Consider the following 22,826-nt stretch of genomic DNA (forward strand, 5'->3'; position numbering starts at 1 on the left):
GGGAGTGTCGCAGAAGGTCCTTCGATTTGAGGAGGCTTTTTGAGGGGCCTTGGGGAGCAGAGAATGCCAGGCGTTCGTTGGGTGAGGATTGTTGGGGTGGCCTGCGCCGCGCTGTCGGCGCTGGCGCTGTCGGTCAGTTCGGCGGCTGCGACCTCGCGCATCAAGGACCTCGCCAACATCGAAGGCGTGCGGCAGAACCAGCTCATCGGCTACGGCCTCGTCGTCGGCCTCAACGGCACCGGCGACACGCTCAACAACATCCCCTTCACCAAGCAGTCGCTGCAAGCGATGCTCGAGCGCATGGGCGTCAACATCCGCGGCGCCACCATCCGCACCGGCAACGTCGCCGCGGTGATGGTCACGGGCAATCTGCCGGCCTTCGCCACGCAAGGCACGCGCATGGACGTCACCGTCTCCGCGCTCGGCGATGCCAAGAACCTCCAGGGCGGCACCCTCCTCGTCACGCCCCTGCTCGGTGCCGACGGCAACGTCTATGCGGTGGCACAGGGCTCGCTCGCGATCTCCGGCTTCCAGGCCGAAGGCGAAGCTGCAAAAATCGTGCGCGGCGTGCCGACCGTGGGCCGCATCGCCAACGGCGCCATCATCGAGCGCGAGATCGAGTTCGCGCTCAACCGGCTGCCGAACGTGCGCCTGGCGCTGCGCAATGCCGATTTCACCACCGCCAAACGGATCGCAGCGGCGATCAACGACTATCTCGGCGTCAAGACCGCTGAGCCGATCGATCCCTCGACGGTGCAGCTTTCGATCCCGCCGGAGTTCAAGGGCAACGTCGTCGCCTTCCTCACCGAGATCGAGCAGCTCCAGGTCGACCCTGATCTGGCCGCCAAGATCATCATCGACGAACGCAGCGGCATCATCGTGATGGGCCGCGACGTCCGCGTCGCCACCGTCGCGGTGGCGCAGGGCAACCTCACGGTCACGATCTCGGAGAGCCCGCAGGTCAGCCAGCCCAACCCACTGTCACGCGGCCGCACCGTGGTCGCGCCGCGTAGCAGCGTCTCCGTCACCGAGGACGGCAGGAAACTGGCTCTCGTCAAGGACGGCGTCTCGCTCCAGCAGCTCGTCGACGGCCTCAACGGCCTCGGCATCGGCCCGCGCGATCTCATCAGCATCCTCCAGGCGATCAAGGCCGCCGGCGCGATCGAAGCCGACATCGAGGTGATGTGATGCAGACGAGCACGATCAACACCCCGCACCTCACCACCTACTCCCCGGCCTTCTCCGTCGAGAGCCGGAACGGCCGCCCCGATTTCGAGCTCGCCGCCGCGCTGCAGAAGGTCTCGCCGCAGCAGCAGGCCAAGGCGCAGAAGACCGCCACCGATTTCGAGGCGATGTTCCTCAACAGCATGTTCTCGCAGATGACCTCGGGCCTGAAGGGCGAAGGCCCATTCGGCGACACGCCGGGCACCGGCGTGTGGCGCTCGATGCTGACCGAGCAATATTCCAAGAACTTCGCCAAGGCCGGCGGCGTCGGCGTTGCCACCGAGGTCTACCGCACCCTGATCATGCAGCAGGCGAAAACCATCCGCACGGCATAAGGTCAAAACGAGATGAACCAATTCACCGCCGCACGTCAGCCGATGCCAGCGCAGCGCCCGAACACCGCGCCCGGCAGCATTGAAGCGCGCAAGCTCGCCGAGAACCTGATGGATGCGATGAACGCCCTGCTCGGCCTGATCGAACGCGAGACCGAGCTCGTCCGTGCCGGCAAGGTCCGCGAGGCGATGACGCTCGAGAGCAGGAAGCAGGAGCTGTCGAAGAACTATGTCGTCGCCGTCAGTGAATTAAAGGCCAACCAGGCCCAGCTGGCGAAATCCGCACCCGAGCTGCTCTCGACGCTGCATCGTCATCACGACGCGTTCCGCGCCATGCTCCAGGTCAATCTCACGGTGCTTGCCACCGCACATGCGGTCTCCGAGAGCGTCGTGCGGGGCGTCAACGCCGAGATCCAGAAGCGCAACGTCCCGAACACCTATACGGCCGCAGGACGCCGCGCCGCTCCCGGCCCGCGCCACATCACGCCGCTCGCGGTCAGCCGCTCGCTCTGAGCGCGCGCAACAACAAGCGACAATTTTACGAAAAACCGCGCGGCGATCTCGTCGCGCGGTTAGGCACGTTTCCTTACCCGGTCTTCAATCCTGGTGTTCCATGGTTGCGCATTGAGAGGGGTTGGGATTTGACTCGCGTAAGGCAACCAGGAGGCTGCCATGAGTACAGATTTCAGCATCCGGCCGGTGGGGATACCGGCCCCCGCGCAGATCGTGACGACGTCGAATTCGGCGGCGAACGAGGCCGTGCAAACTGATTTGCCGGTGAGCCAGACGGTCGCCGCGAGCGATACCAGCGCGGCCGTGCGCAATGATCTCCAGAACAATCAGAACATCTCGCGCCAGGTCGTGTTCGACCAGGCGGCCGCCTCGTTCGTTTTTCAGGTGGTCAACGAGAAGACCGACGCAGTGGTCAACCAGTTTCCCGACGAGGCGATGCTGCGCCGGCGGGCTTACTTCCATGCGGAGGATCTGAAGGCCCAGCCCTCGCGTCCGCTCAATACGGACCTCAGCGCCTGACGATCAGGTGTCGCGCATAGCAAGCGCGGTGCCGAGATAGGTTGAGCCGGTCGCGGGGAGCACCGTCCTTACGGGCGGCCGGACAGACCGGCGGCAATGTTGCGGTTGATCTCGATCAGCGGACGGAAGTGATCGAACTGCGGGCTCATCTGGAGCGCGGCGGTCTGGCTCAGCACGAACACGCTGATATTGGCGATCTTCTGCCGGACGTCGAGCGGCTGCGGATTGGTGTCGCGCATCGCCTCGCTGAGGAAGATCGTCCAGAGCTTGCGATTGAACATCAGCGCCTGCATGGTCTGCTCGCTGAGCGGATCGGCGCTGTTGACGGCATCCTGAAGCTTGTTGGCGGCCTTCAGCAGGGTTTGCGCTTCGATGTCCCGGGGAGAGGCGGTGGTCGTTGCGACACGCGCGTAAGCCGAGGCAGCGGAATTCGACATCAATCACACCTTGGAGGTTTACCTAGCCCGTTGAACGCGCTTAAGGATTTCTTTCCCAACCCTAGGCAGCACCGCTTAAGATTTGCTTACGTGTCTGCTTGGAAGCCCTCCGGACTATTACGGGTCGCGGAGTCCTTCGTCATCGCGAAGCTAGATGTGCACATGCGCGCTGTAAACACGTCTCGCATGATGCGCATCGATCTCGGCTAATCCTGCCTTAGCGATCTCCATAAAAACGGCGGAGCATGAGCTCCGCCGCGACGTTACGATTCAATTTCTTACGCCGCGAGACTAGCGGAGCAGCTGGAGCACGCTCTGCTGCGACTGGTTGGCGAGCGACAGCGCGGAGACCGCGATCGACTGGCGGGTCGACAGCGCCTGGCTGTTGGCCGCTTCCTCGTTGGTGTCGGCCAGCGTCAGGTTGGACGAGCCGGTCTGCAGCACGTTGATCAGGTTCTTCGAGAAGTCCTGACGCACCTGCACGATCGAGAGGTTGGAGCCGAGCGCGGAACCTTCCGAGCGCAGCGTGCTTGAGGCCGCATTCAGGCTCGCCAGCACCTTGTTGGTCGCACCGTTGTCGATGAAGTCGACGCCGTTGACGAGGTTGCTGAGGCCGAGGCCGGCCGCGTTGAACACCACGCCGTTGATGCTGAGCGTCGAACTGCCGGTCTCGTTGAAGACGAGCTTCAGCGTGTCGCCGTTGAGCAGGTTGACGCCGTTGAACGAAGCGTCCTGCGAAGTGGTGTCGATCTGCGCCAGGATGTTGTTGAACTGGTTGACCAGATTGGAGCGCGCCGTCTGCGCCACGGGATCCTGGATCGGCGGCTGCGCGGTCGTGAAGGCAACCGTGCCGGTGATCGTGCCGCCGACGACGCCGCCGGCGGTCACCGAGCCGAGCGTCGAGGAGGCGTATTCGTTGACGGTGGTGATCGTGAGCACGCCGTTGGCGTCGATCGTCGCCGTCAGGTGGTTGGCTTGAAGCTGATTGTTGAGCTGGTCGAGCGTCTTGACCGTGCCGTTGGTGCCGTCGCCGAAGGTGACGTTCACGGGCGTGCCGCCGTTGAAGGAGGTGAAGGTCAGCGTCTTGCCCGAAATGCTGCCCGGACCCGGCGAGCGTCCCGCGGTGAAGGCGGTGCCCGTGCCGGTCGGACCGGTCAGCCCGAACGCGGACAGCGCGTTGCCCGTTCCGGTGATCGACAGATCTGCGGTGGTACCGGTGCTGAGCTTGAGAGCGCCGTTGACGACGGTGGACAGCGACGAACCGCTGGCCGCGACCACGGCGCCGCCACTGACGATACCGGCGCCCGACGCCAGATCGACCGCGTTGAGCGAATCCTGAACGGTTGCGCCCTGGAGGTAGACGACGGAGTTGCCATTGTTGTCGGTGACGATGTTGCCGATCTTGGTCGACCCGGTCGGCGCGGCAGCAGGCGCGGCCGCGTTCTTGAACGTGACCGTCTTGCCGTCGACGTTGAGCGTGGATCCGTCCTGAACGAGCGTGCCCAGCGTGGCTGGGGCGGTCAGACGCGCCTTGGTCACATTGACATTGCCGGAGCCGGTCGCGGTGGTCAGGCCCAGCGCCTTGAGGAAGTCGGCCTTGCCCGTGATGCTGAGATCGGCGCCGGTGCCGGTGGTGAGGGTGAGCTGGCCGCCGGCGATGGAGGCGTTGGCGCCCGAGGAGTTCGACAGCGTTGCGGTGCCACCCGTGATCGCCGCGGTTTGCACGCCGCTTGCGAGATCGATCGCGTCCATCACGTCCTGGACGGAGGCGGCCGGGGCGGCAGCTGTTCCGAGGTAAACCGTGGAGTTGCCATTGCCGTCGGTGACGACGTTGTTGTTCTTGCCTGAGCCGGCGGGAACGTTGGCGACCGCAGGGGCGGCCCCTGCCCGGAAGGTGATGGTCTTGCCGTCGACAATCAACACATCGCCGTCGGATGGTGCGCCGTTCGCCGCAATGGTGGTGGCGCTCGGCGTACCGAGCAACTTGAGATTCGGCGCAAGGCTGGCCGCCGTGCCCGCACCGTCGGGAGCGGCGTTACCGGTCAGGGCTTGCGAAACGCCGCCGAGCGTGGTGCCGGTGGTGATCGGAGTCGTACCGCCGCCCGTGCCGTTGGTGACGACGTTGCCGGTCGCGGTCGCATAAGTGTAGCTCGTGGTGCCGCGCAGATCCGCCGGCGTCGCGCCGGGGATCGTGGTCGAGATGTTCGACTTGGTCGAGTAGCCGACCGTGGTCTGCAGCGCCTGGTTGGCGATCGACTTGGCGCTGTCGATCAGCTTTTGCAGCGAGGTGATGCCGGTGTTGGCCGCCTGAAGCACCTGCACACCGTTGTTGATACCGTCGAGCAGGTTGCTGATGTCGCTTGCCCGGTTGTCCAACCCCTGCGCGGTGAAGAAGTTGGTCGGGTTGTCCAGCGCCGTGTTCACCTTCTTGCCGGTCGACAGTCGGGACTGGGTGGTGGCGAGCAGGTCGGCCGTTGATTGCAGCGACAACAGGTTCTGGCGAACTGACGCCGAGAGAACGATGTTGGACATTGGCGGTCTTCCTTTTGAACCGGATACGAATCGGGCTCGCCGATCTGGAAAGCGGGCTTTTGTCGAGTTTTAGGGGCTGTCCTTTAAAGTATGGTTAACGGCGACTTAAGGGATAGGGTTAATGCCGGGTTAGCGCCCTCCCCGGCCCGGAACACGGGCTCGATCGAGCCCCTGCACGAACGAAAAAAGCGGCGGGGCCGAAGCCCCGCCGCCAGTTTTAGTTCCGTGATTTCAGGCGCTTATTAGCGGAGCAGCTGGAGCACGCTCTGCTGCGACTGGTTGGCCAGCGACAGCGCCGAGACCGCGATCGACTGGCGGGTCGACAGCGCCTGGCTGTTGGCCGCTTCCTCGTTGGTGTCGGCCAGCGTCAGGTTGGACGAGCCGGTCTGGAGCACGTTGATCAGGTTCTTGTTGAAGTCCTGACGCACCTGCACGACCGAGAGGTTCGAACCGAGCGTCGAGGCTTCCGACCGCAGCGTGCTCGAGGCTGCGTTCAGCTTGGCCAGCACTCTGTTGGTCGCGGAGTTGTCTATGAAATCGACACCCTGTACCAGGCCGGCCAACCCCAGACCCTTCGAGTTGAAGGTCACGCCGGTGATGTTCAGGCTCGATTTGCCGGTCTCGTCGAACACCAGCTTGAGCTGATCGCCGTTCAAGAGGTTCACGCCGTTGAAGGACGAGTCGACCGAGGTCGTGTCGATCTGCGACATGATGTTGTTGTACTGGGCAACCAGGTTCGAGCGGGTGGCCTGGGCAACTGCGTCGACGGTCGGCGTCGTCGCGTTCGTCCAGGTCAGTGAGGTCGTGATCGTGCCGCCGATCGTGCCACCAGCGATCACAGATCCGATCGTCGAGGACGCATAGTCGTTGGTCGCCGAGATCGTGAGCAGGCCGTTGGCGTCGATCGTGGCCGACAGGTTGTTTGCCTGCAGCTGCGTGTTGAGCTGATCGAGCGTCTTGACCGTGCCGCCGGTGCCGTCGCCGAAGGTGACGTTGACCGCCGTGCCGCCGTTGAAGGAGGAGAAGGTCAAGGTCTTGCCCGAGACACCGCCGGCCGATGCGGCGCGGCTCGCCGTGAAGGCGGTGCCGGTGCCGGTGGAGCCGGTCAGGCCGAGCGCCGACAATGCGTTGCCCGAACCTGTGATCGACAGGTCCGCGTTCGCACCGGTCGAGAGGTTGAGCGCGCCGGCCACGATCGACGAGTTCTTGGCGCCTGCGGTCGTCTGCAGGGCACCGGAAGCACCCGCCGTCTTGACGGTCTGCACACCGGTCGCGAGATCGATGGCGTTCAGAACGTCATTGACGTTGCCGGCCTGAAGGTAAACGGTCGAGTTGCCGTTTCCATCCGTGACCAAATTGCCGACCAGGGTGGAGCCCGTTGCGACTGTGGTGGGCGTCGCCGCGTTCGAGAACGTGATCGTCTTGCCGTCCACGTTCAGCGTCGAGCCGTCCTTGATCAAAGTGCCGAGTGTGCCTGAGGCGGTTGAGCGCGCCTGGGTCACAGTGACGCTACCGCTGCCCCCTGCCCCGGTCAGGCCCAGGGCCTTCAGGAGGTCGGCCCGGCCAGTGACGCTAAGATCAGCACCGGTACCAGTCGTGAGGGTAAGAACACCACCTGCGCTAACGGAAGCCAAAGTGCCCGAGCCGGCGACGACGGCATTACCAGCGCCGTTAAGTTTCCCAGCTCCGGTCGCCAGATCGATCGCATTGAGCAGGTCCTGCACCGAGCCGGTTGGAGCCGTGGCACCCGTGTAGACGGTAGAGTTTCCGTTGCCGTCCGTAACGATGTTGCCAACCTTGCTCGAGCCTGAGGGCGCCGCGGTCGGAACGTCGGCCGCCTTGAAGGTGATCGTGTGCCCATCGACCGTCAACGTCTCGCCGTCCGAAGGCGCGCCCTTGGCGGCAATGGTTGTCGCTGAGGGGGTGCCGGCGAGCGTAAGGGTCGTAGCCAGTTTGGCCGCAGTTCCTGCACCGTCAGGCGCCGCGGATCCGACCAGCGAAGCGGACCCGCCGCCGAGCGTGGTTGTTCCGGACGCAACGGTGGTACCGCCCGCACTACCGTCGAACACCACGTTCGAGAGAGCAGTCGTGCTGGTGTAGGTCGTGGTGCCGCGCAGGTCGGAGGCCGTTGCGCCAGCAATCGTGGTCGAGACATTCGACTTGGTCGAATAGCCGACCGTGGTCTGCAGCGCCTGGTTGGCGATCGACTTCGCGGAGTCCAGCAGCTTCGACAGCGAGGTGATGCCGGTGTTGGCGGCCTGCAGCACCTGCACGCCGTTGGCAATGCCATCGAGCAGGTTGTTGATGTCGCTGGCGCGGTTGTCGAGCGACTGTGCCGTGAAGAAGTTGGTGGGGTTGTCGAGCGCCGTGTTCACCTTCTTGCCGGTCGACAGACGCGACTGGGTGGTGGCGAGGAGGTCGGCGGTGGACTGGAGAGAGAGCAGGTTCTGACGAACCGACGCAGAGAGAACAATACCGGACATAACTCTTACCCTTCTGGTTTACGCGTCTTCGTTCGATCGCTTCGGATCGAGTGACGGGCACAGCCTGCGCGGACATGGCTAACAAAGGGTGAAACCTTCTCACGAGCCGTAAGCGCCGGTTCACCATAAGGCTCAGAGAGCGGGTCAAGATCGTTGACGATCGACCTGAAACTCCTCACGTTTTTTCGGCGTTTGCTCCCTGTTAACCATAACCAAGAGTTACTTTTCGGAGCCGCCAGACCACCTCTCGATCGGCTGCGCAAAAAGAAAGCGGCGGGGCCGAAGCCCCGCCGCCATGACTTGATTGCGATGTCAGCCGCTTATTAGCGGAGCAGCTGGAGCACGCTCTGCTGCGACTGGTTGGCGAGCGACAGCGCCGAGACCGCGATCGACTGGCGGGTCGACAGCGCCTGGCTGTTGGCCGCTTCCTCGTTGGTGTCGGCCAGCGTCAGGTTGGACGAGCCGGTCTGGAGCACGTTGATCAAGTTCTTGTTGAAGTCCTGACGCACCTGCACCACCGAGAGGTTCGAACCGAGCGTCGAGGCTTCCGAACGTAGCGTGCTCGACGCCGAGTTCAGGTTGGTCAGGACCTTGTTGGTGGCCGCGTTGTCGATGAAGTCGGTGCCCTGCACCAGCGAGGCGAGACCCAGACCCTTCGAGTTGAAGGTCACGCCCGTGATGTTCAGGTTGGACTTACCGGTCTCGTCGAACACCAGCTTGAGCTGGTCGCCGTTGAGCAGGTTGACACCGTTGAACGAGGCGTCCAGCGAGGTCGTGTCGATCTGGGTCAGGATGTTGTTGTACTGGGACACCAGGTTGGTACGGGTGGCCTGAGCAACGGCATCGGCAACCGGCGCGGTGGCGTTCGACCAGGTCAGAGCCGAGGTGATCGTACCACCGATCGTACCACCGGCGGTGGCAGATCCGATCGTCGAGGACGCGTAGTCGTTGGTGGCCGAGACCGTGAGCAGGCCGTTGGCGTCGATCGTGGCCGACAGGTTGTTCGCCTGCAGCTGCGTGTTGAGCTGATCGAGCGTCTTGACCGTGCCGCCGGTGCCATCACCAAAGGTGACGTTGACCGCCGCGCCGCCGTTGAAGGAGCTGAAGGTCAAGGTCTTGCCCGAGATGCCACCCGACGCCGCGGAACGGCTCGCGGTGAAGGCGGTGCCGGTGCCGGTGGAGCCGGTCAGGCCGAGCGCCGACAGCGCATTCTTGGTGCCGGTGATCGACAGGTCCGCGTTCGCACCGGTCGAGAGGTTGAGCGCGCCGGCCACGATCGACGAGTTCTTGGCGCCTGCGGTCGTCTGCAGGGCACCGGAAGCACCCGCCGTCTTGACGGTCTGCACACCGGTCGCAAGATCGATGGCGTTCAGAACGTCGTTGACGTTGCCGGCCTGAAGGTAAACGGTCGAGTTGCCGTTGCCATCCGTGACCAAATTGCCGACCTGGGTGGAACCGGTTGCGACTGTGGTGGGCGTCTTCGCGTTCGAGAATGTGATCGTCTTGCCGTCCACGTTCAGCGTCGATCCGTCCTGGATCAGGGTTCCGAGCGTGGTCGAAGTGGTCGAACGCGCCTGGGTGACGGTGACCTGGCCGCTGCCGGCCGCGCCCGTCAGGCCGAGGGCCTTCAGAAGGTCGGCCCTGCCGGAAATGCTGAGGTCAGCGCCGGTACCCGTGTTCAGGGTGACCTTGCCGGCGGCGATGCTGTTAGCAGTGCCGCCGCCGCTCAGGGTAGCAGTGCCACTGGCGATCGAAACCGTCTGAGCTCCGCTGGCAATGTCGATGGCATTCAGCAGGTCCTGCGCACTACCCGTGGCAGCCGTAGCGCCAAGATAGACGGTCGAGTTGCCGTTACCGTCCGTGAGGACATTGCCGACGGTGCCGGATCCCGACGGGATATTCGCGCCGGTCGGAACGTCCGCGGCCTTGAAAGTGATCGTGTGGCCATCGACGGTCAGCGTTTCACCGTCGGTTGGTGCCGCACCGGAAGCGATGGTCGTCGCACCGGCGGTACCGGCCAGCTTCAAGGCGCCGGTGAAGGCGGTCGTACCGTCGCCGGCCACTGCAGCCGAGCCGGTCAGGGCAGCGGTGACACCGCCGAGCGTCGTCGTTCCGGTCGCAACGGTCGCGCCACCGGACGCGCCGGAGAACAGCACGTTGGAGAGCGCGGTCGTGCTGGTGTAGGTCGTGGTGCCGCGCAGGTCGGAGGCCGTTGCGCCAGCAATCGTGGTCGAGACATTCGACTTGGTCGAATAGCCGACCGTGGTCTGCAGCGCCTGGTTGGCGATCGACTTCGCGGAGTCCAGCAGCTTCTGCAGCGAGGTGATACCGGTGTTGGCGGCCTGGAGCACCTGCACACCGTTGGCGATGCCATCGAGCAGGTTGTTGATGTCGCTGGCGCGGTTGTCGAGCGACTGTGCCGTGAAGAAGTTGGTGGGATTATCGAGCGCCGAGTTCACCTTCTTGCCGGTCGACAGACGGGACTGGGTGGTGGCGAGGAGGTCGGCGGTGGACTGGAGGGAGAGGAGGTTCTGACGAACCGAAGAGGAGAGAACGATACCGGACATACTGTTACCTTTCTGGTAGCTACGCGTCCTGTTTGACCGAGATTGATCAAACGACCGGCGGACGGTGCCTCCGAGCCTCTAACAATCCGTGAAATGAAACCGCCGGTTTGTCCGCGTCGGGCCCCAAGCGCCGTCCCGCACGCTTGCAGCGCAGCTCTTTGCAGCCGCTCAAGCCATTGAGATCGTTACGCTCTTCAACACGACCGCGAATCTTTACGACCCGTTAACCACATTCAGCAAGGATTGGACCCAAATCAGGGTCGGCAGTTGTCATTCACCGGGACGCGCGCCGCTCGTTACAAAATAGTTGATGGAGAACAGGCATGGCTCTCAAGGTCGAGCTCAAACCGCACGAACGCATCATCGTCGGCAACTCCGTGATCACCAACACGGACCAGCGCGCCCGTCTTCTGATCGACGGCGAGAACGTGCCGATCCTGCGCGAGCGCGATATCCTCACGCCGGAGACCGCCGACAGCCCCGCCAAGCTCGTCTATCTGGCGGTCCAGCTGATGTACATCTCGCCGGATCCGCAGACCCAGCACGGCACCTACTTCAACCTCGTGCGTGACATCGTCACCGCAGTGCCGAGCTCCTGGCCGATCATCGAGGGCATCAACAACAACATCATGAGCGGCGACCTCTACCGGGCCCTCAAGGAGGCCCGCAAGCTGATCGCCTATGAAGACAAGCTGCGCGACCAGTACAAAGCCACCCATCCGAACGGCGACGTCAGTTCGGCCGCTTGATCGAGCCGCATCCTCCGCCTGAACGACAACGGCCCCGGATCACCTCCGGGGCCGTTCGCTTTTCATCGGCGTTTCGTGATCACTGCGCCGCGATTGGCGGCGCCTCGACCTCGATCACGCCGCCGCTGCGCTGCGCGCCGAACTTGAGCACGGCCGCAACCAGCGCATCGATGTCGGTCTCCTCGGTGCGATGATTGACGATCGCCGCGCGGATCGCGAACTTGCCATCCAGCGTCGTGCTCGACGGCGCCGCGATGCCGGACTCCTGGATGTCGGCGACCACCTCGCGGTTGACCGCGTCGGCGGCGCGATAGCGGAAGCAGACGATGTTGAGATTCACCGGCGCCAGCAATTCCAGCCGCGGCTCGGCCAGAATGCGCGCCTCCAGATATTTTGCCAGCGCACAGCTCCGCGCGATCACCGCGCCGAGCCGATCGGTGCCGAACGTCTTCAACGTGAACCAGGTCTTCAGCGCGCGGAAGCCGCGCGACAGATCGGGGCCGAGATCGCACGGCCAGACCGTGCCGGCCGCAAGCCCCCTCGCCTCGCGGCTGAGATAGGCCGCCGGCTGCGCAAAGGCCTGCCGATGCTGCTCGCCATCGCGCACCAGCAGGAAGCCGGCATCGTACGGCACCTGTCCCCATTTGTGGAAATCGAGCGCGATGGAATCGGCGAGCTCGATGCCGCCGAGCAGTGGCGCGAGCTCAGGCGAGAGAATTGCGAGCGCACCGAAGGCACCGTCGACGTGAAACCAGATGCCTTCCTCGCGGCACAGCTGCGCGACCGCCCCGAGGTCGTCGATCGCGCCGATATCGACCGTGCCGGCGGAGGCGACGACGAGGAACGGCTTGAAGCCGATCTCGCGGTCCGCGGCGATCTGCGCGCGCAGCGCGGCGACGTCGATGCGATGATCGGCATCGACATCGATCTTGCGCAGCGCATCGGTGCCGAGCCCGGCGATGTCCATCGCCCGCGAGACGCAGCCATGCGCGGCACGCGAGGTGTAGGCGGCGAGCAGCGCGCCGTCATTGCCGATACCGTGCTGTCGCGCCAGCGTGCCGAGCGCTGCCGTGCGTGCCACCAGCACCGCCATCAGATTGGCCATCGACGTGCCCGTGACGAAGATGCCGCTGGCGCTGTCCGGGAAGGCAAACAAATTGCGCATCCAGCCGACGATCTGGCGCTCGACCTCGATCGGCATGTGGTCGCGCCCGCCGAGATTGGCGTTGAGGCCGGCCGCGAGCATCTCCGCAAGCATGCCGACCGCGGTGCCGCCGCCATGCACCCAGCCCATGAAGCCGGGATGGACGTTGCCCGTCGCATAGGGCGCGACGTGCTCTGCGAATTCGCGATAGACCTCGGCGAGCTCGCTCGCCCCGCGCGGCACGTCGCTCTTCAACGCCGTGCGGACCTCGTCGGGGATCGGTTGCCACACCGGACGCGAGCGAATGTTGGCGATGCCGTCGATGGTCTCATCCAGCATGCGATGGGCGAGCGCGCGAAATTCGCTCCAGTCCTGCGGATCGAGCGAGCCGTTCGTGATCGAGCTCTGCGTGTTGCGGATGATCTCGTTCATGCTGCACTCTCCGCGCCGGCGCTGGCGTGCCGCGACAGCATCGCGGTGAACGCAGCAAAGATCTTGCGCATCTGCGGCGGCTTGTAGGGAAACACGGCCGGCGGATCCATGTTGTGCACGACGGCGGTGTTGTCGGCTTCGAAGACCAGCAGCTCGCCATCGCGGTTCTCGGCGCAATCGACGATGAAATAGTCGAGGCCGACGCGCTTGCTCATCTCGGCGAGTGCGCTGCGATGACGCGCGGCGAAAGCGTTGTCAAAGTCGAGCATGAAGGTGGCTTCTTCAGCGCGCTTCTCCTCGCTGAACGCCATGTAGGCGTTGAGATACCAGATGTCCCAGCGGTCGGCGATCGCCATGTGGCAGGCGTAAGGCTTGCCGTCGACCATGGTGAGACGATATTTGCGGTAGAGCCCGTCGGGGTTCGCATAATCGACGAAACGCGCGACGAAGAAGTCCTGCTCCTGCCGCTCGGCGAGATAGGCCTTGAGCGCCGCTGCATCGTCGACCTTCGCGAGTCCGACACCGGCATGCGTGCCGCGTGGCCGCACGATCATCGGAAAGCGCAGCTCACCGGTGATGTCAGCGCAGGCGATCTTGCCTTCCAGCAATTCGGACAATTGCGCGCGCGTTGTGTGGACGGTCACGGGAATGTCGAGACCGGGGATATCAGCCAGCAACCGGTACAGCTTGTCGCGATCGAGATTACCGATGAGCTCGGGGCGATTGAGCAGCGGCCGCGGCCAGCGCGGTGCAGCCTGCTCGATCACCGCGAGCGTCTCGCGGCATTCCTCGGAATCGGAAGCGACCACGATGGCGACGTCGTGATCGGGCAACGTCTCGGGCAGACCGACTCCCTTGACCACATACAGCGTCAGCAGCTCGATGTCGGAGCCTTCGAGCAGGAATTCGATCGGGGTGTTGCCGCCCATGTCGATATCGGCCGCGAGCGCGAGCACGCGCAGGCGCGGCTTGGCAACCGCGCACGGCGTGCGAAACAATTGATGGAAGGCGAGCACCTCGGTCTGGATCACGAGCCCGGCCTCCTTCTCACCGAGAAGCTGGGCAATCAACGACAGGTCGAGGCCCTCGCCCGCCTCCGCCGTTCCTTCCGCGATGCGCGCCAGCAGATGCTCGCGCAAAGGATGCAGATCGCCGCCCTCGAAGGCCCGCCGCGTCAACTGCGCAAAGCCGATGCGGTCGGAATAGTTCGGCGTGGTCACGCTATCAGGCGCGGAAACAGGATTCAGCATCTTTGGGCCTCGAGCACAAACTTCCCCGGCGCAGCCGTGACACGGTCAAGCAGCAGCTCGATCTTCACCAGGACGTGGGCGATGCGATCGAGCACATGTTGCAGATTGCGTTGCGCCTGTGCGGGATCCGCCGACCAGGCTTCGGTGACGAGCCGCGCGCCGACGCAAAGCCGCAATGCGGCCTGCGGCGCCTCGCCCTGCCGCTCGAGCCGGACCGGCTGGCCGACCAGGCAGCGTTGTGCGGCGACCTGCCGGTCCGCCGCGCTGCCGCTGAGCTCCTCGTTCATGTCGCGGGCGAGCGCCCGATGAACGGCGCTGGTCTCGGCGAACGAGACAGGTTTGCCGTCGCGCAGCAGCATGAACGGAAGGATCGTGGCGCGGGCGAATTCCTCGTCATCTGCACCGATGTTCTCGGTCGCTGCTGGAATGGAACGCAGCGACGGCGACAGCGCGATCATGCTGTCGATGCCGGCCGCAAGCTCGGCCAGCGCCCTGGCGCGGAAAGCGCCAGGCACTGCGTAGTACCTGCCGATCTCCGCGAGCGCGGCTTCCCACCGCAGCCACTGACCGAAATTCGGCCGGCGCTCGAACCGCGAGCGCAGCACCGTCCAGGCCGTCGGCCAGTCGCCGCGGCCGGCATAATCGAAAATGCCCGGCGCGATCGCGCCGATCCGGTCGATCGACCGCGACAGGCCTTTCGGCACCAGCAGCGCACCGCTGAAGGCAGGTCCGCCGAAGAACTTCGAGCCGGTCATCAGCACCATGTATCCGCGGTCGAGATAGCAGCGCAGCCGGCGGCGGCCGAGCCGCGCCTGACAGGCATCGACGACCACCTGAACCTTGCGCGGCCAGCGCCGCGCGATCTCATCGAGGCAGGCAGCACTCGGCGCGCGCCAGCCGAGTTTTGACGAATCCATGATGTGCAGAAGAACGCAGCGGCCTTGCGCGAGGCTGGTCTCAATGGCACGCATCACCGCAGCATCCGTATCCGCGCGCATCGCGATGCCGGAGGCGGCATCCATCAGCGGAACCGCGATGCTGTCGGCGGAAAGACCCGCAACCGCGGCATCCTTGCGCACCGCAACGCCGCTCGCCGTCATCGAGCTGAAATGGTGTCCACGCGCGGTATGAACCGTGCCGCTGCCGGTCTGATCCGTGCCGACCACGATCGTCACCGGCGGCGCGCCGAGCACCGCGCTCGCCAGGAACAGCGCGTGAAGCTGGGAGTCCGTGCCGGAGGGCGAGAACACGACGTCGACCCTCGGCGAGAGCTGAAGGTGGCCGCGCAGCTCCTCGCGCATACCCTCGCAGCGCGCGTCGAAGGCGATCTCGACCTCGTCGAACAGGCACCTGTGCATCAGCTCCTCGCGCGCCAGCGCGGCGCGGTCATAGGCCGCTTGCGAGATGGTCGACGCGGTCGAGGACGCGAAATTCCAGATCTCTGGCTCGGGCGAGGCCGCACAGCCATAGGCGTTGACACGATCCCGGGGATCGAGCACCAGGCGCGGGTCTCCGCCGGAGACCAGCAGCGTGTCCAATGGCGTGAAGAGATCGCGCAAGAGGTAGCGCGAACCGCCGTCGGGCGCGCGTTCCGAAGCTGACGGACGGGATGCGCCGGTGCTCATCCCGCAAGGCTCACGCCGCGTCGGCCGCCGCCGCCGCAGGCGCGGCTGCGAATTGCGAGGCGATGTCGCCGTGAAACACCGATGGCCCGACATGGTCGAGCGAGCTCTGGATGTCGGCCCAGATCTCGCCGCCGATGTCAGTCCAGCGCTTGCAGAAGGCGAAGTCCTCGGAGAGATACGTGCCGGTCGCAGGATCAATCATGCATTCGAACAGCGCGAACCGGTTCTGGCTCGCCGCCAGCGTGTCGTGCGAATGCTCGCGGAAGAACTGCAGATTCGCGTAGGCCGGATGGCGACACATCGCCTCCAGCACGTGGCGGCGGATCATCAGGAAACCGGTGCCGGCGTAGCGCACGCGGGTGAAACCGTTGACGACCACGATGCGGTCGGGGTCCTCGACCTCGAGCACGTAGTCGAGCGCGGCGGCCGGCAGATCGATGCGGCGGGCCTCGATCGCCCGCTTCGCCTTGTCCCAGTTCACCCGCTTGATCGGATAGCAGCCGGCGACGACGTCCGCCCCGCACTCGATCAGCCGGAACACCTGCTCCGGCCTGAAGCCGATGTCGGCGTCGATGAACAGGAAATGCGTCGCCTTGGGATCGTCCAGGAACATCGCGACCAAATTGGCGCGCGCGCGCGTGATCAGCGCGTCGCCGTCGCGCAGGTGCACCTTGAGATCGAGATTGGACATGCCCTGCACGGCGCGCTGGAGCGCAAAGATCGAGCTGGCATAGATGCTCGAGACCTGGCCGCCGAAGCACGGCGTCGCCACCACCAGCTGCATCCTGTCCGACATCGGCCGCTCCGCCCCGCTCCAATCCTCACCAAGAGGTAAAGAAGCATGGTTAACGACGCCTTAACGTATCCTTACAGGAACTTGACGAGCGAGAGCTGGGCGAGGTTCGAGGTCACCTGATAGGACGCCTGAAGCGCGTTCTGGAGCGCCAGGATCTCGCTCGCCACCTGGTCCTGCGGGGCCGATTCCGCCTGGTCGATGATGGACTGGAGCTGCGCCTTGGCCTGGGTCTGGCGCGTGGTCGCGTCCTTCATCGTGTTCTGGGCCATCGCGATGTCGGTCTGGATGTCCTCAATGCGCTGCTGTCCGGGCTGCTGGGTCAGCGCCTGGGTCGTGCGCAGGCTCAGCGCGGCGACCTGCCCGCCCGAATACTGCCCGCCCGGGGTCGTCGAAAACGTGCCGAACACGGCAATCGCCTGCAACTGCCGGCGGATCGCGTCCTCGTCCGCCTGCGCGCCGTACTGCACCGTGACGGAATCGTCGACCCGCGCGACCGCGGTCGAACGCGGCGAGCCCGGTCCGTCATTGCCTTGGTACCATTTAATGGTGTTCGCCGAGCCATTGACCAGAGTGGTGGCCGAGCTCGCCGGAGAGGAGCCAACGCGCAGCGGCGGCTGCGTGGCGGTCACGGGCGTCGTGCTGAAACCGAGCGAGCCCAGCGCGGCGGTCGCGCCCGGGGTCGAGCCCGTGATGTTCAGGCTCGCCGCATCGTCGGTGTTGATCGTGATCACGCCGCCATGAATCGTCGACGGCTTGGAAGTGCCGGTGATCTGGTCGATCTTGCTCATCAGCGTCTGGATGCTGTCGGTCACGTTGAGCTGGTTGCCGGTCGCCCCCGAATTGACGAAGGTCAGCGTGGTGCCGTTGACGGTGATGCTGTCGCCGGCGGAAAAGCCCGGCGTGATTGAGTCCGATCCACTTGCGCCGGACAGCGCCGTCGCGCCCGTGGCGATGTTCGAAGCCGGCGGGGCGACCTGATTGGTGACTGCCGTCCCGGTCACCGAGCTTGCCGTGTTGAAGAAGTTGTCACCCGCGGTCACGGCCGAAGCCGCGACCAGCGACGTGTTGGCAAGCTTCTTGATCGCGGTGTTCAGCGCCGTGTTGAGATTCGCCGCGGTATTGTTCGGGTTGACCGGGACGCTCGCATCGATCGCGAAACTGCCGAGCGGCGTAGGTGTCGCCGTGGACGCGGTCAGGTCGATCTGCTCGGTGGTGCCGTCCGGCAGCGTGAACTGGACGCTCAGCTTGTCGCCGTTGCTCGGATTGACGCCGTTGAGATCGACCGAGAACGACACCGGCGAGCCACTTGGACCGGTGACGGTCGCCCCTGTCAGCGTCGAGGACACCGCCTTGATCTTGAGTCCGAACGGCGATCCCGCGGCGTCTTCCGACACCTTCACCGAGCTCGGCGTCGGCTGCGCCTGCACCAGGCGCCCCATGCCGTTGGCGCCGAGATCGGCGGCCTGGCGCTCGGCCATGACGGTCTTGAAGCCCGCCTGCGTCGTGGTGCCGTTGATGATGTCCCCGGCATTGGCGACCGGCTGGGTGTTGTACGCGGTCCCGGAAAACAGATAGCGGTTGCCGGACTGCGTGTTCAGCACGCCGACCATCGAGCCGAACTGGGCCGCGGCCGTGTTCTGCGCCACCGTCTGTCCGTTGACGTTGAGATCCTGCGCCGTGCTGGCCGAACCCGTCTGGGTGTTGGTGCGAATGGTCGTCAGCGACTGGAGCGCGGTATTGGCGAGGTTGATGTTGACGTTGACGTTGGTGATCGTGTCAGTATAGGCGGCGATGTTGGAGAGCTGCGAGCGCCCGGCGATCGCAAATCCCTCGTTGGTGCCCATGCCCGAATAGTTCTGCGACAGCTTGCCGGTCGAGAGCTGCGTCGACAGATCGGTGAGCTGCTGGTTGATGTTGCGGATCTGCGCGCCGAGAACCGACGAGGAGTAGTTGATGCTGCTGATCGACATCTTTCAGAGCCCTGTACTGGTTACGCTTGAGCCTGGATCAAAGTGTTCATCATGCTCTGCACCACCGACATGACGTGGGCGTTGGCGGCATAGGCATTCTGAAGCTGGATGAGGTTCGACATCTCCGAGTCGAGGTTGACGCTGGAGGTCGAGTTGAACTTGGCCTGGAGCGTCGAGACCACGACGCTCTGGCCCTGCTGGAGCTGGGTCGCCTGGGTCGAGGCGTTGGCCTGCACGCTCAGGAACTGCTGGAGATAGTTCGAGACGCTGCCGGTGAAGGGCTGGTTCGCGGAGCCGAGGCCGGTGGTCGGCGAATAGGAGAACACCGCACTGGTGAGCTGCGAGTAGAGATAGTCCGAACGCGTGGTGTCGCCCGGGGGCGTCACCGGCGAGGTGTTGTAGACCGACAGCTTGGTCGGATCGGCGACCAGCTGCGTGTTCACGGCGATGCGCCCGGCAAGGCCGGTCATCTGCGAGCCCGATGCGGTGATCGCGCCGGTGTAGAGCGCCTGCCCGCCGTCGGTGAACAGCGCCAGTTGCGGATTGCCCGAGGCCAGCGACGACATCGTCTTGGAGGTGGAAGCCGAATTGATCTTGGCAAGGCCGGTGTTGTCGTCGGTGACCCGCAGCGTCGTCGCGGTCGCCGGCGACGGCGCGGCGGAGAACGACAGATGCGAGCCTGCCAGCGCGGTGTTGAGCGCGGAGGCGATCGCACCCATGCCGCTAGAGAAATTGACGCCCACCCGCATCGGATTGGCGTTGGTGGCGTTCTGGAGCGGCAGCGCCGCCGGATCGGTCACGTTGACGAGCGTGATCTGGCGCTGGGTGTTGGTCGCCGTGTCCGTGTAGGTGATGTTGACCGTGTTGCCTGCTTGCGCGCCGGCAAGGTCGAGGTCGAAGCCGGCCGGCGGACCGGAGACCGTGCTGCCGGCGGTGGTCTTGTCGGACAGCGCGCTCGACATCGTGGCGGCGAGCTGGTCGATCTGGGTCTGCGCCTGCACCAGCGTCTGGTCGCGGAGCTTCAGATCGGCCGCGATCTGGCCCGAGGAAACCACGTTGTTGGCGACGACGTCGAGCTGCGAGCCGTTCGGCAGCTTGATGTTGAACGCGCCGACGCCGGACTTGGCGGGATCGCTGTTGTAGAGCGAGGTCGCCGACAACGCGCCGGCAGAGGCAAAGGAGAATTGCGAGGCGAGCCCGGCGCCGACCAGCTGGATGCCGGTGGTGGTGTAGATGTTGGCCTGATTGGAGCCGTCGGTGGTGACGCGGACGTCGACATATTTCGACAGCGTGTTGATGGCCTGGTCGCGCTGGTCCATCAGCGTCGCGGCGGAGGGATCGTTGGCCGACAGGCCCTGGAGCTTGGTGTTGATGTCGGCGACCTTCTGCATCGCCGCGTTGGCCGCCTGCGCCGAGGTGCCGAGATCCTGCTCGACATTGGAGCGCAGCGACTGGATGCCCTTGGTGGTGACGTTGAGCTGCTGCGCCAGCGCCTGCGCCGCGCCCAGCGCAACGGTCTGCGCCGACGAGGCGCCTGAGCTCGTCGACAACGCCTGCAGCGCCGTGGTGAATTTGTTCAGCGCGCTTTCGAGCGTGCCGTCGTTGCCGGGCGTGCCATAGACATTCTGAAGCTGCTTCAGAATGTTGGCCATCTGGTCGGCATAGCCGCTGCCGCCGGTCTCGGTGCGGAGCTGGTTCAGCACATAGGTGTCGAGCTCCCGGCTGACGCCGGTCGTCATCGCCGTCGAGCCGAAGTCGCCGGTGGTGACCTCGATCTGGTTCGCCGTCTGGACGACGTAACCCGGCGTCTGCGAGTTGGCGACGTTCGAAGAGACGATCGAGAGCGCGGCCTGGTTGGCACGCAGACCGCTCATCGCACTGGCGAGGGCTGAACTCAAACCCATGTGTACTTACCGCCTTTGGTTACGTCACGCGCCGATCAGCGCAACACGTTCAGGAGGTCCTGCACCATCGAATTGGCCGTCGTGATCACCTTGGTGTTGGCCGAATAGGCCTGCTGGGTCACGATCAGCTTGGTGAACTCGTCGGCGATGTCGGTGTTCGAGCCTTCCAGCGACGAGCCGCTGATGGTGCCCGAAGCGCCGTCGATCGCAGGTCCCGACTGTTCGGTCGCAGCGTAGGCGCCCCCGTCCAGCGCCTTCAAATAGTTGGTGCCGTTGAAATGCGACAACGTCACCTGGGCGAGATCGAGGTTCTGGCCGTTGGAGAAGGTTCCGACCACGAGGCCGCTGTTGTTGACCGACACCGAGCGGAGCTGGCCGGCGGCGTAGCCGTTCTGCGTGATGGTGTTGATGGTCACGGCGCCGCTCGTGCTGGCATATTGCGTCAGCCCGCCCTGGGAGATGTTGAAGGCGACCGAGCCGAGCTGCTGGCCGCTGACGGTGACGTTGTTGATGGTGATGCCCGAGCCACTCGGCGAGGTCAGCGAGCCGTCGGCGGCGAAGGTGAAGGCCTGTCCCGTGTTCATCCACGCAACGTTCGTGCCGGTCGCGTTCGGGTCAGTCTGATAGAACAGATTCCAGGTGTCGGAATGACCGGTTCCCAGCGAGGCGCTGTCGGTCTTGGCCCAACGGAGCTGCAGATTCACCGGCGTGCCGGCCGCATTGTAGGCGGTCACCGCGCCACCGCTGATCGTTTCCTTGGTGAAGGTCGCGACGTCGTTGCCGATCACGGTGCCCGTGCCGGCCGTTCCGCCGCCGCCGCGAGGCTTGGAAACGGCTGAGGTGAAGCCGAGCGCCGCGAACGCATTGGGGTTGCTGCTGGAGACGTTCAAAGAGGGGTTTGCGGTGCCGGTATTCAGCGTGATCACTCCGTTGCTGATCGACGAGCCTGAAGTGCCGGCGAGAAAGTCGATCTTCTGAAGCAAGGTCGAGATGTCGTCGTTGACGCTGATCTGGTTCGCGCCGCTCGCAGCACCCGAGACGAAAGTGAGCGTCTGACCGTTCACCGTGATCGTATCGGGATTAACGACGGGCGGCCCCGCCGACCCTGCCTGGAAACCCGAGGAGAGAACTTCCGAAGCGCCGGGCATAGCGGCACCACCGAGCAGCGTATTGCCGGTGATCGCGGGCGTGGACAGCACGTTGCCACCGCGCGTCACGTTGCTGAGGCCGAGCGTGGTCGCTGCGCTACCGCTGATCGCAAGATCGACGAGGGTGCCGCCTGCGATCTGGATGTTGCCGGTACCGGTGATCGTGGCGGTGACGCCGTTGCCGGCGCCACCGGCCGTTTGAATCGCAGTGAGGATATCGTTCACCGTCGTCGTGGCGCCGGCCTTCACGCCGATCACGGTGCTGTTCGCAGTCGTCGTGATGCCCGTCGCGGTGTTGTCGAAGGTGATCGTATAAGGGCCGCTGCCGTTGTTGATGGTCAACGTCTGGCCGGCCAACGACACGCCGAGATGCGGGCTTGCGCTCGGGTCGAGGGACGTACCGGTGCTCGCTGCGGCCGATGCGCTGTTCAGCAGGGCCACCGAGCCGGTTACCGTCGTCGACGTGTAGGCCGAGCGCAGATTGCCGGTAGCGGCGGCGCCGGAGACCGTCGCGTTCACATAAGGCGGCGGCGGCGTGCCGACGATCAGCGGGTTGGCGGCGAAATCCGACGGGTTCAGGCCCCCGGCCGCCAGCAGCGTCTTGGCCGCCGCGGTCGAGCTCGCCGCCGTGTTCGGCTGCGACGGCAGGTTCGCGGCGTACTGGATCGAGGTTGTCGCCTGCGCCGGAATGAAGTTGTTCTGGAATTTCAGGACGGTGGCGACGTTGCCGGTCGGGTTGCCGGTCTTGGGGTCGACCGTGGTGCCCATCAGATAATAGCCGGCGCCGTTGACCAGGTTGCCGTTGGCATTGAGCTGGAAGTCGCCGCGGCGGGTGTAATAGGTGACGCCGCTGAACACCGGCACGTTGTCGACGATCCCGGTCGCCTTCTGGATCGAGAAGAAGCCGTCGCCGGTGATCGCCATGTTGGTGGCGACGGTGGACGAGGAGATCGTGCCCTGCGTCGTGATCGTCGCCTTGGCGTTGGCCGTCACGCCGCCCGCGACCTGCTTGCTCGGGACCGAGGCGTCGGGAATGAGATCGACGAAGCTGGTGCCGATGCCCTTGTAACCGGTGGTGGATGAGTTCGCGATGTTGCCGGAAATGTTCTGCAGCGCATAGGATTGCGCCTGCAGGCCACCCACCGAGGTGTTCATTGCATCGAAGATACCCATAACTTTGTCTCCAAATCCGATCCCGGCG

At 64.8% G+C, this 22,826-nt stretch carries 16 protein-coding genes; 5 read left to right on the forward strand and 11 right to left on the reverse strand.

The genetic code is table 11. The features are described 5' to 3' along the window. The first annotated feature begins 63 nt into the window (after positions 1–63). The 4 genes from WN72_RS31800 to WN72_RS31815 all read left to right on the forward strand — a co-directional run bounded on the left by WN72_RS31800 (position 64) and on the right by WN72_RS31815 (position 2,588). Positions 64–1,188, forward strand: coding sequence for a flagellar basal body P-ring protein FlgI (locus tag WN72_RS31800; RefSeq protein WP_027560334.1), 1,125 nt, complete (start codon positions 64–66; stop codon positions 1,186–1,188). Then, the gene (flgJ, locus tag WN72_RS31805; RefSeq protein ID WP_027560335.1) at positions 1,188–1,559 is read left to right on the forward strand and encodes a flagellar assembly peptidoglycan hydrolase FlgJ; all 372 of its coding nucleotides are present in this window, start codon (positions 1,188–1,190) and stop codon (positions 1,557–1,559) included. The genes WN72_RS31800 and flgJ overlap by 1 nt, the downstream gene beginning before the upstream one ends. 12 nt (positions 1,560–1,571) lie before the next feature. Next, positions 1,572–2,069 carry a hypothetical protein gene (locus tag WN72_RS31810; protein ID WP_027560336.1) on the forward strand — a complete coding sequence of 166 codons (498 nt, stop codon included), beginning with the start codon at positions 1,572–1,574 and terminating at the stop codon, positions 2,067–2,069. 159 nt (positions 2,070–2,228) lie between these two features. Beyond that, positions 2,229–2,588: a hypothetical protein gene (locus tag WN72_RS31815; protein WP_027560337.1), complete on the forward strand. Its 360-nt coding sequence runs from the start codon at positions 2,229–2,231 to the stop codon at positions 2,586–2,588. 68 nt (positions 2,589–2,656) lie between these two features. On the opposite strand, the gene flaF is transcribed toward WN72_RS31815, so the two are convergent. The 4 genes from flaF to WN72_RS31835 form a co-directional block, all read right to left on the reverse strand. Next, on the reverse strand, positions 2,657–3,025 hold the full coding sequence (gene flaF, locus WN72_RS31820) for a flagellar biosynthesis regulator FlaF (RefSeq protein ID WP_027560338.1): 369 nt from the start codon (positions 3,023–3,025) through the stop codon (positions 2,657–2,659). 291 nt (positions 3,026–3,316) lie between these two features. Then, entirely contained in the window at positions 3,317–5,557 is a 2,241-nt protein-coding gene (locus tag WN72_RS31825; protein WP_027560339.1) for a DUF1522 domain-containing protein, read from the reverse strand. Between the two features lie 242 nt (positions 5,558–5,799). Then, positions 5,800–8,040 carry a DUF1522 domain-containing protein gene (locus WN72_RS31830; protein ID WP_027560340.1) on the reverse strand — a complete coding sequence of 747 codons (2,241 nt, stop codon included), beginning with the start codon at positions 8,038–8,040 and terminating at the stop codon, positions 5,800–5,802. 323 nt (positions 8,041–8,363) lie between these two features. Next, positions 8,364–10,607 carry a DUF1522 domain-containing protein gene (locus WN72_RS31835; RefSeq protein ID WP_194482933.1) on the reverse strand — a complete coding sequence of 748 codons (2,244 nt, stop codon included), beginning with the start codon at positions 10,605–10,607 and terminating at the stop codon, positions 8,364–8,366. A gap of 323 nt (positions 10,608–10,930) precedes the next feature. Between WN72_RS31835 and flbT the strand changes: the two genes are divergently transcribed. Further along, positions 10,931–11,356, forward strand: coding sequence for a flagellar biosynthesis repressor FlbT (flbT, locus tag WN72_RS31840; protein ID WP_092213379.1), 426 nt, complete (start codon positions 10,931–10,933; stop codon positions 11,354–11,356). Between the two features lie 79 nt (positions 11,357–11,435). Here the strand turns inward: flbT and WN72_RS31845 are convergent, their stop codons facing one another. The 7 genes from WN72_RS31845 to WN72_RS31875 form a co-directional block, all read right to left on the reverse strand. After that, entirely contained in the window at positions 11,436–12,932 is a 1,497-nt protein-coding gene (locus tag WN72_RS31845) for a pyridoxal phosphate-dependent decarboxylase family protein (RefSeq protein ID WP_092213377.1), read from the reverse strand. Further along, complete coding sequence (locus WN72_RS31850; protein WP_027560344.1) at positions 12,929–14,182, reverse strand: ATP-grasp domain-containing protein; 1,254 nt, start codon at positions 14,180–14,182, stop codon at positions 12,929–12,931. The genes WN72_RS31845 and WN72_RS31850 overlap by 4 nt, the downstream gene beginning before the upstream one ends. Further along, the gene (locus tag WN72_RS31855) at positions 14,176–15,807 is read right to left on the reverse strand and encodes a hypothetical protein (protein ID WP_027560345.1); all 1,632 of its coding nucleotides are present in this window, start codon (positions 15,805–15,807) and stop codon (positions 14,176–14,178) included. The genes WN72_RS31850 and WN72_RS31855 overlap by 7 nt, the downstream gene beginning before the upstream one ends. Positions 15,808–15,817: 10 nt before the next feature. Beyond that, complete coding sequence (locus WN72_RS31860; protein WP_092213373.1) at positions 15,818–16,603, reverse strand: hypothetical protein; 786 nt, start codon at positions 16,601–16,603, stop codon at positions 15,818–15,820. Positions 16,604–16,674: 71 nt separating this feature from the next. Further along, positions 16,675–18,573, reverse strand: a complete 1,899-nt coding sequence (locus tag WN72_RS31865) for a flagellar protein (RefSeq protein WP_092213371.1) — start codon at positions 18,571–18,573, stop codon at positions 16,675–16,677. Positions 18,574–18,593: 20 nt separating this feature from the next. Further along, positions 18,594–20,477: a flagellar hook-associated protein FlgK gene (gene flgK / locus WN72_RS31870; protein WP_092213368.1), complete on the reverse strand. Its 1,884-nt coding sequence runs from the start codon at positions 20,475–20,477 to the stop codon at positions 18,594–18,596. A gap of 35 nt (positions 20,478–20,512) precedes the next feature. After that, a complete protein-coding gene (locus WN72_RS31875; protein WP_027560349.1) occupies positions 20,513–22,798 on the reverse strand; it encodes a flagellar hook-basal body complex protein in 2,286 nt (761 codons plus the stop codon). Between the last annotated feature and the right edge of the window lie 28 nt (positions 22,799–22,826).

Source organism: Bradyrhizobium arachidis, assembly GCF_015291705.1.
GTDB classification, from domain to species: domain Bacteria; phylum Pseudomonadota; class Alphaproteobacteria; order Rhizobiales; family Xanthobacteraceae; genus Bradyrhizobium; species Bradyrhizobium arachidis.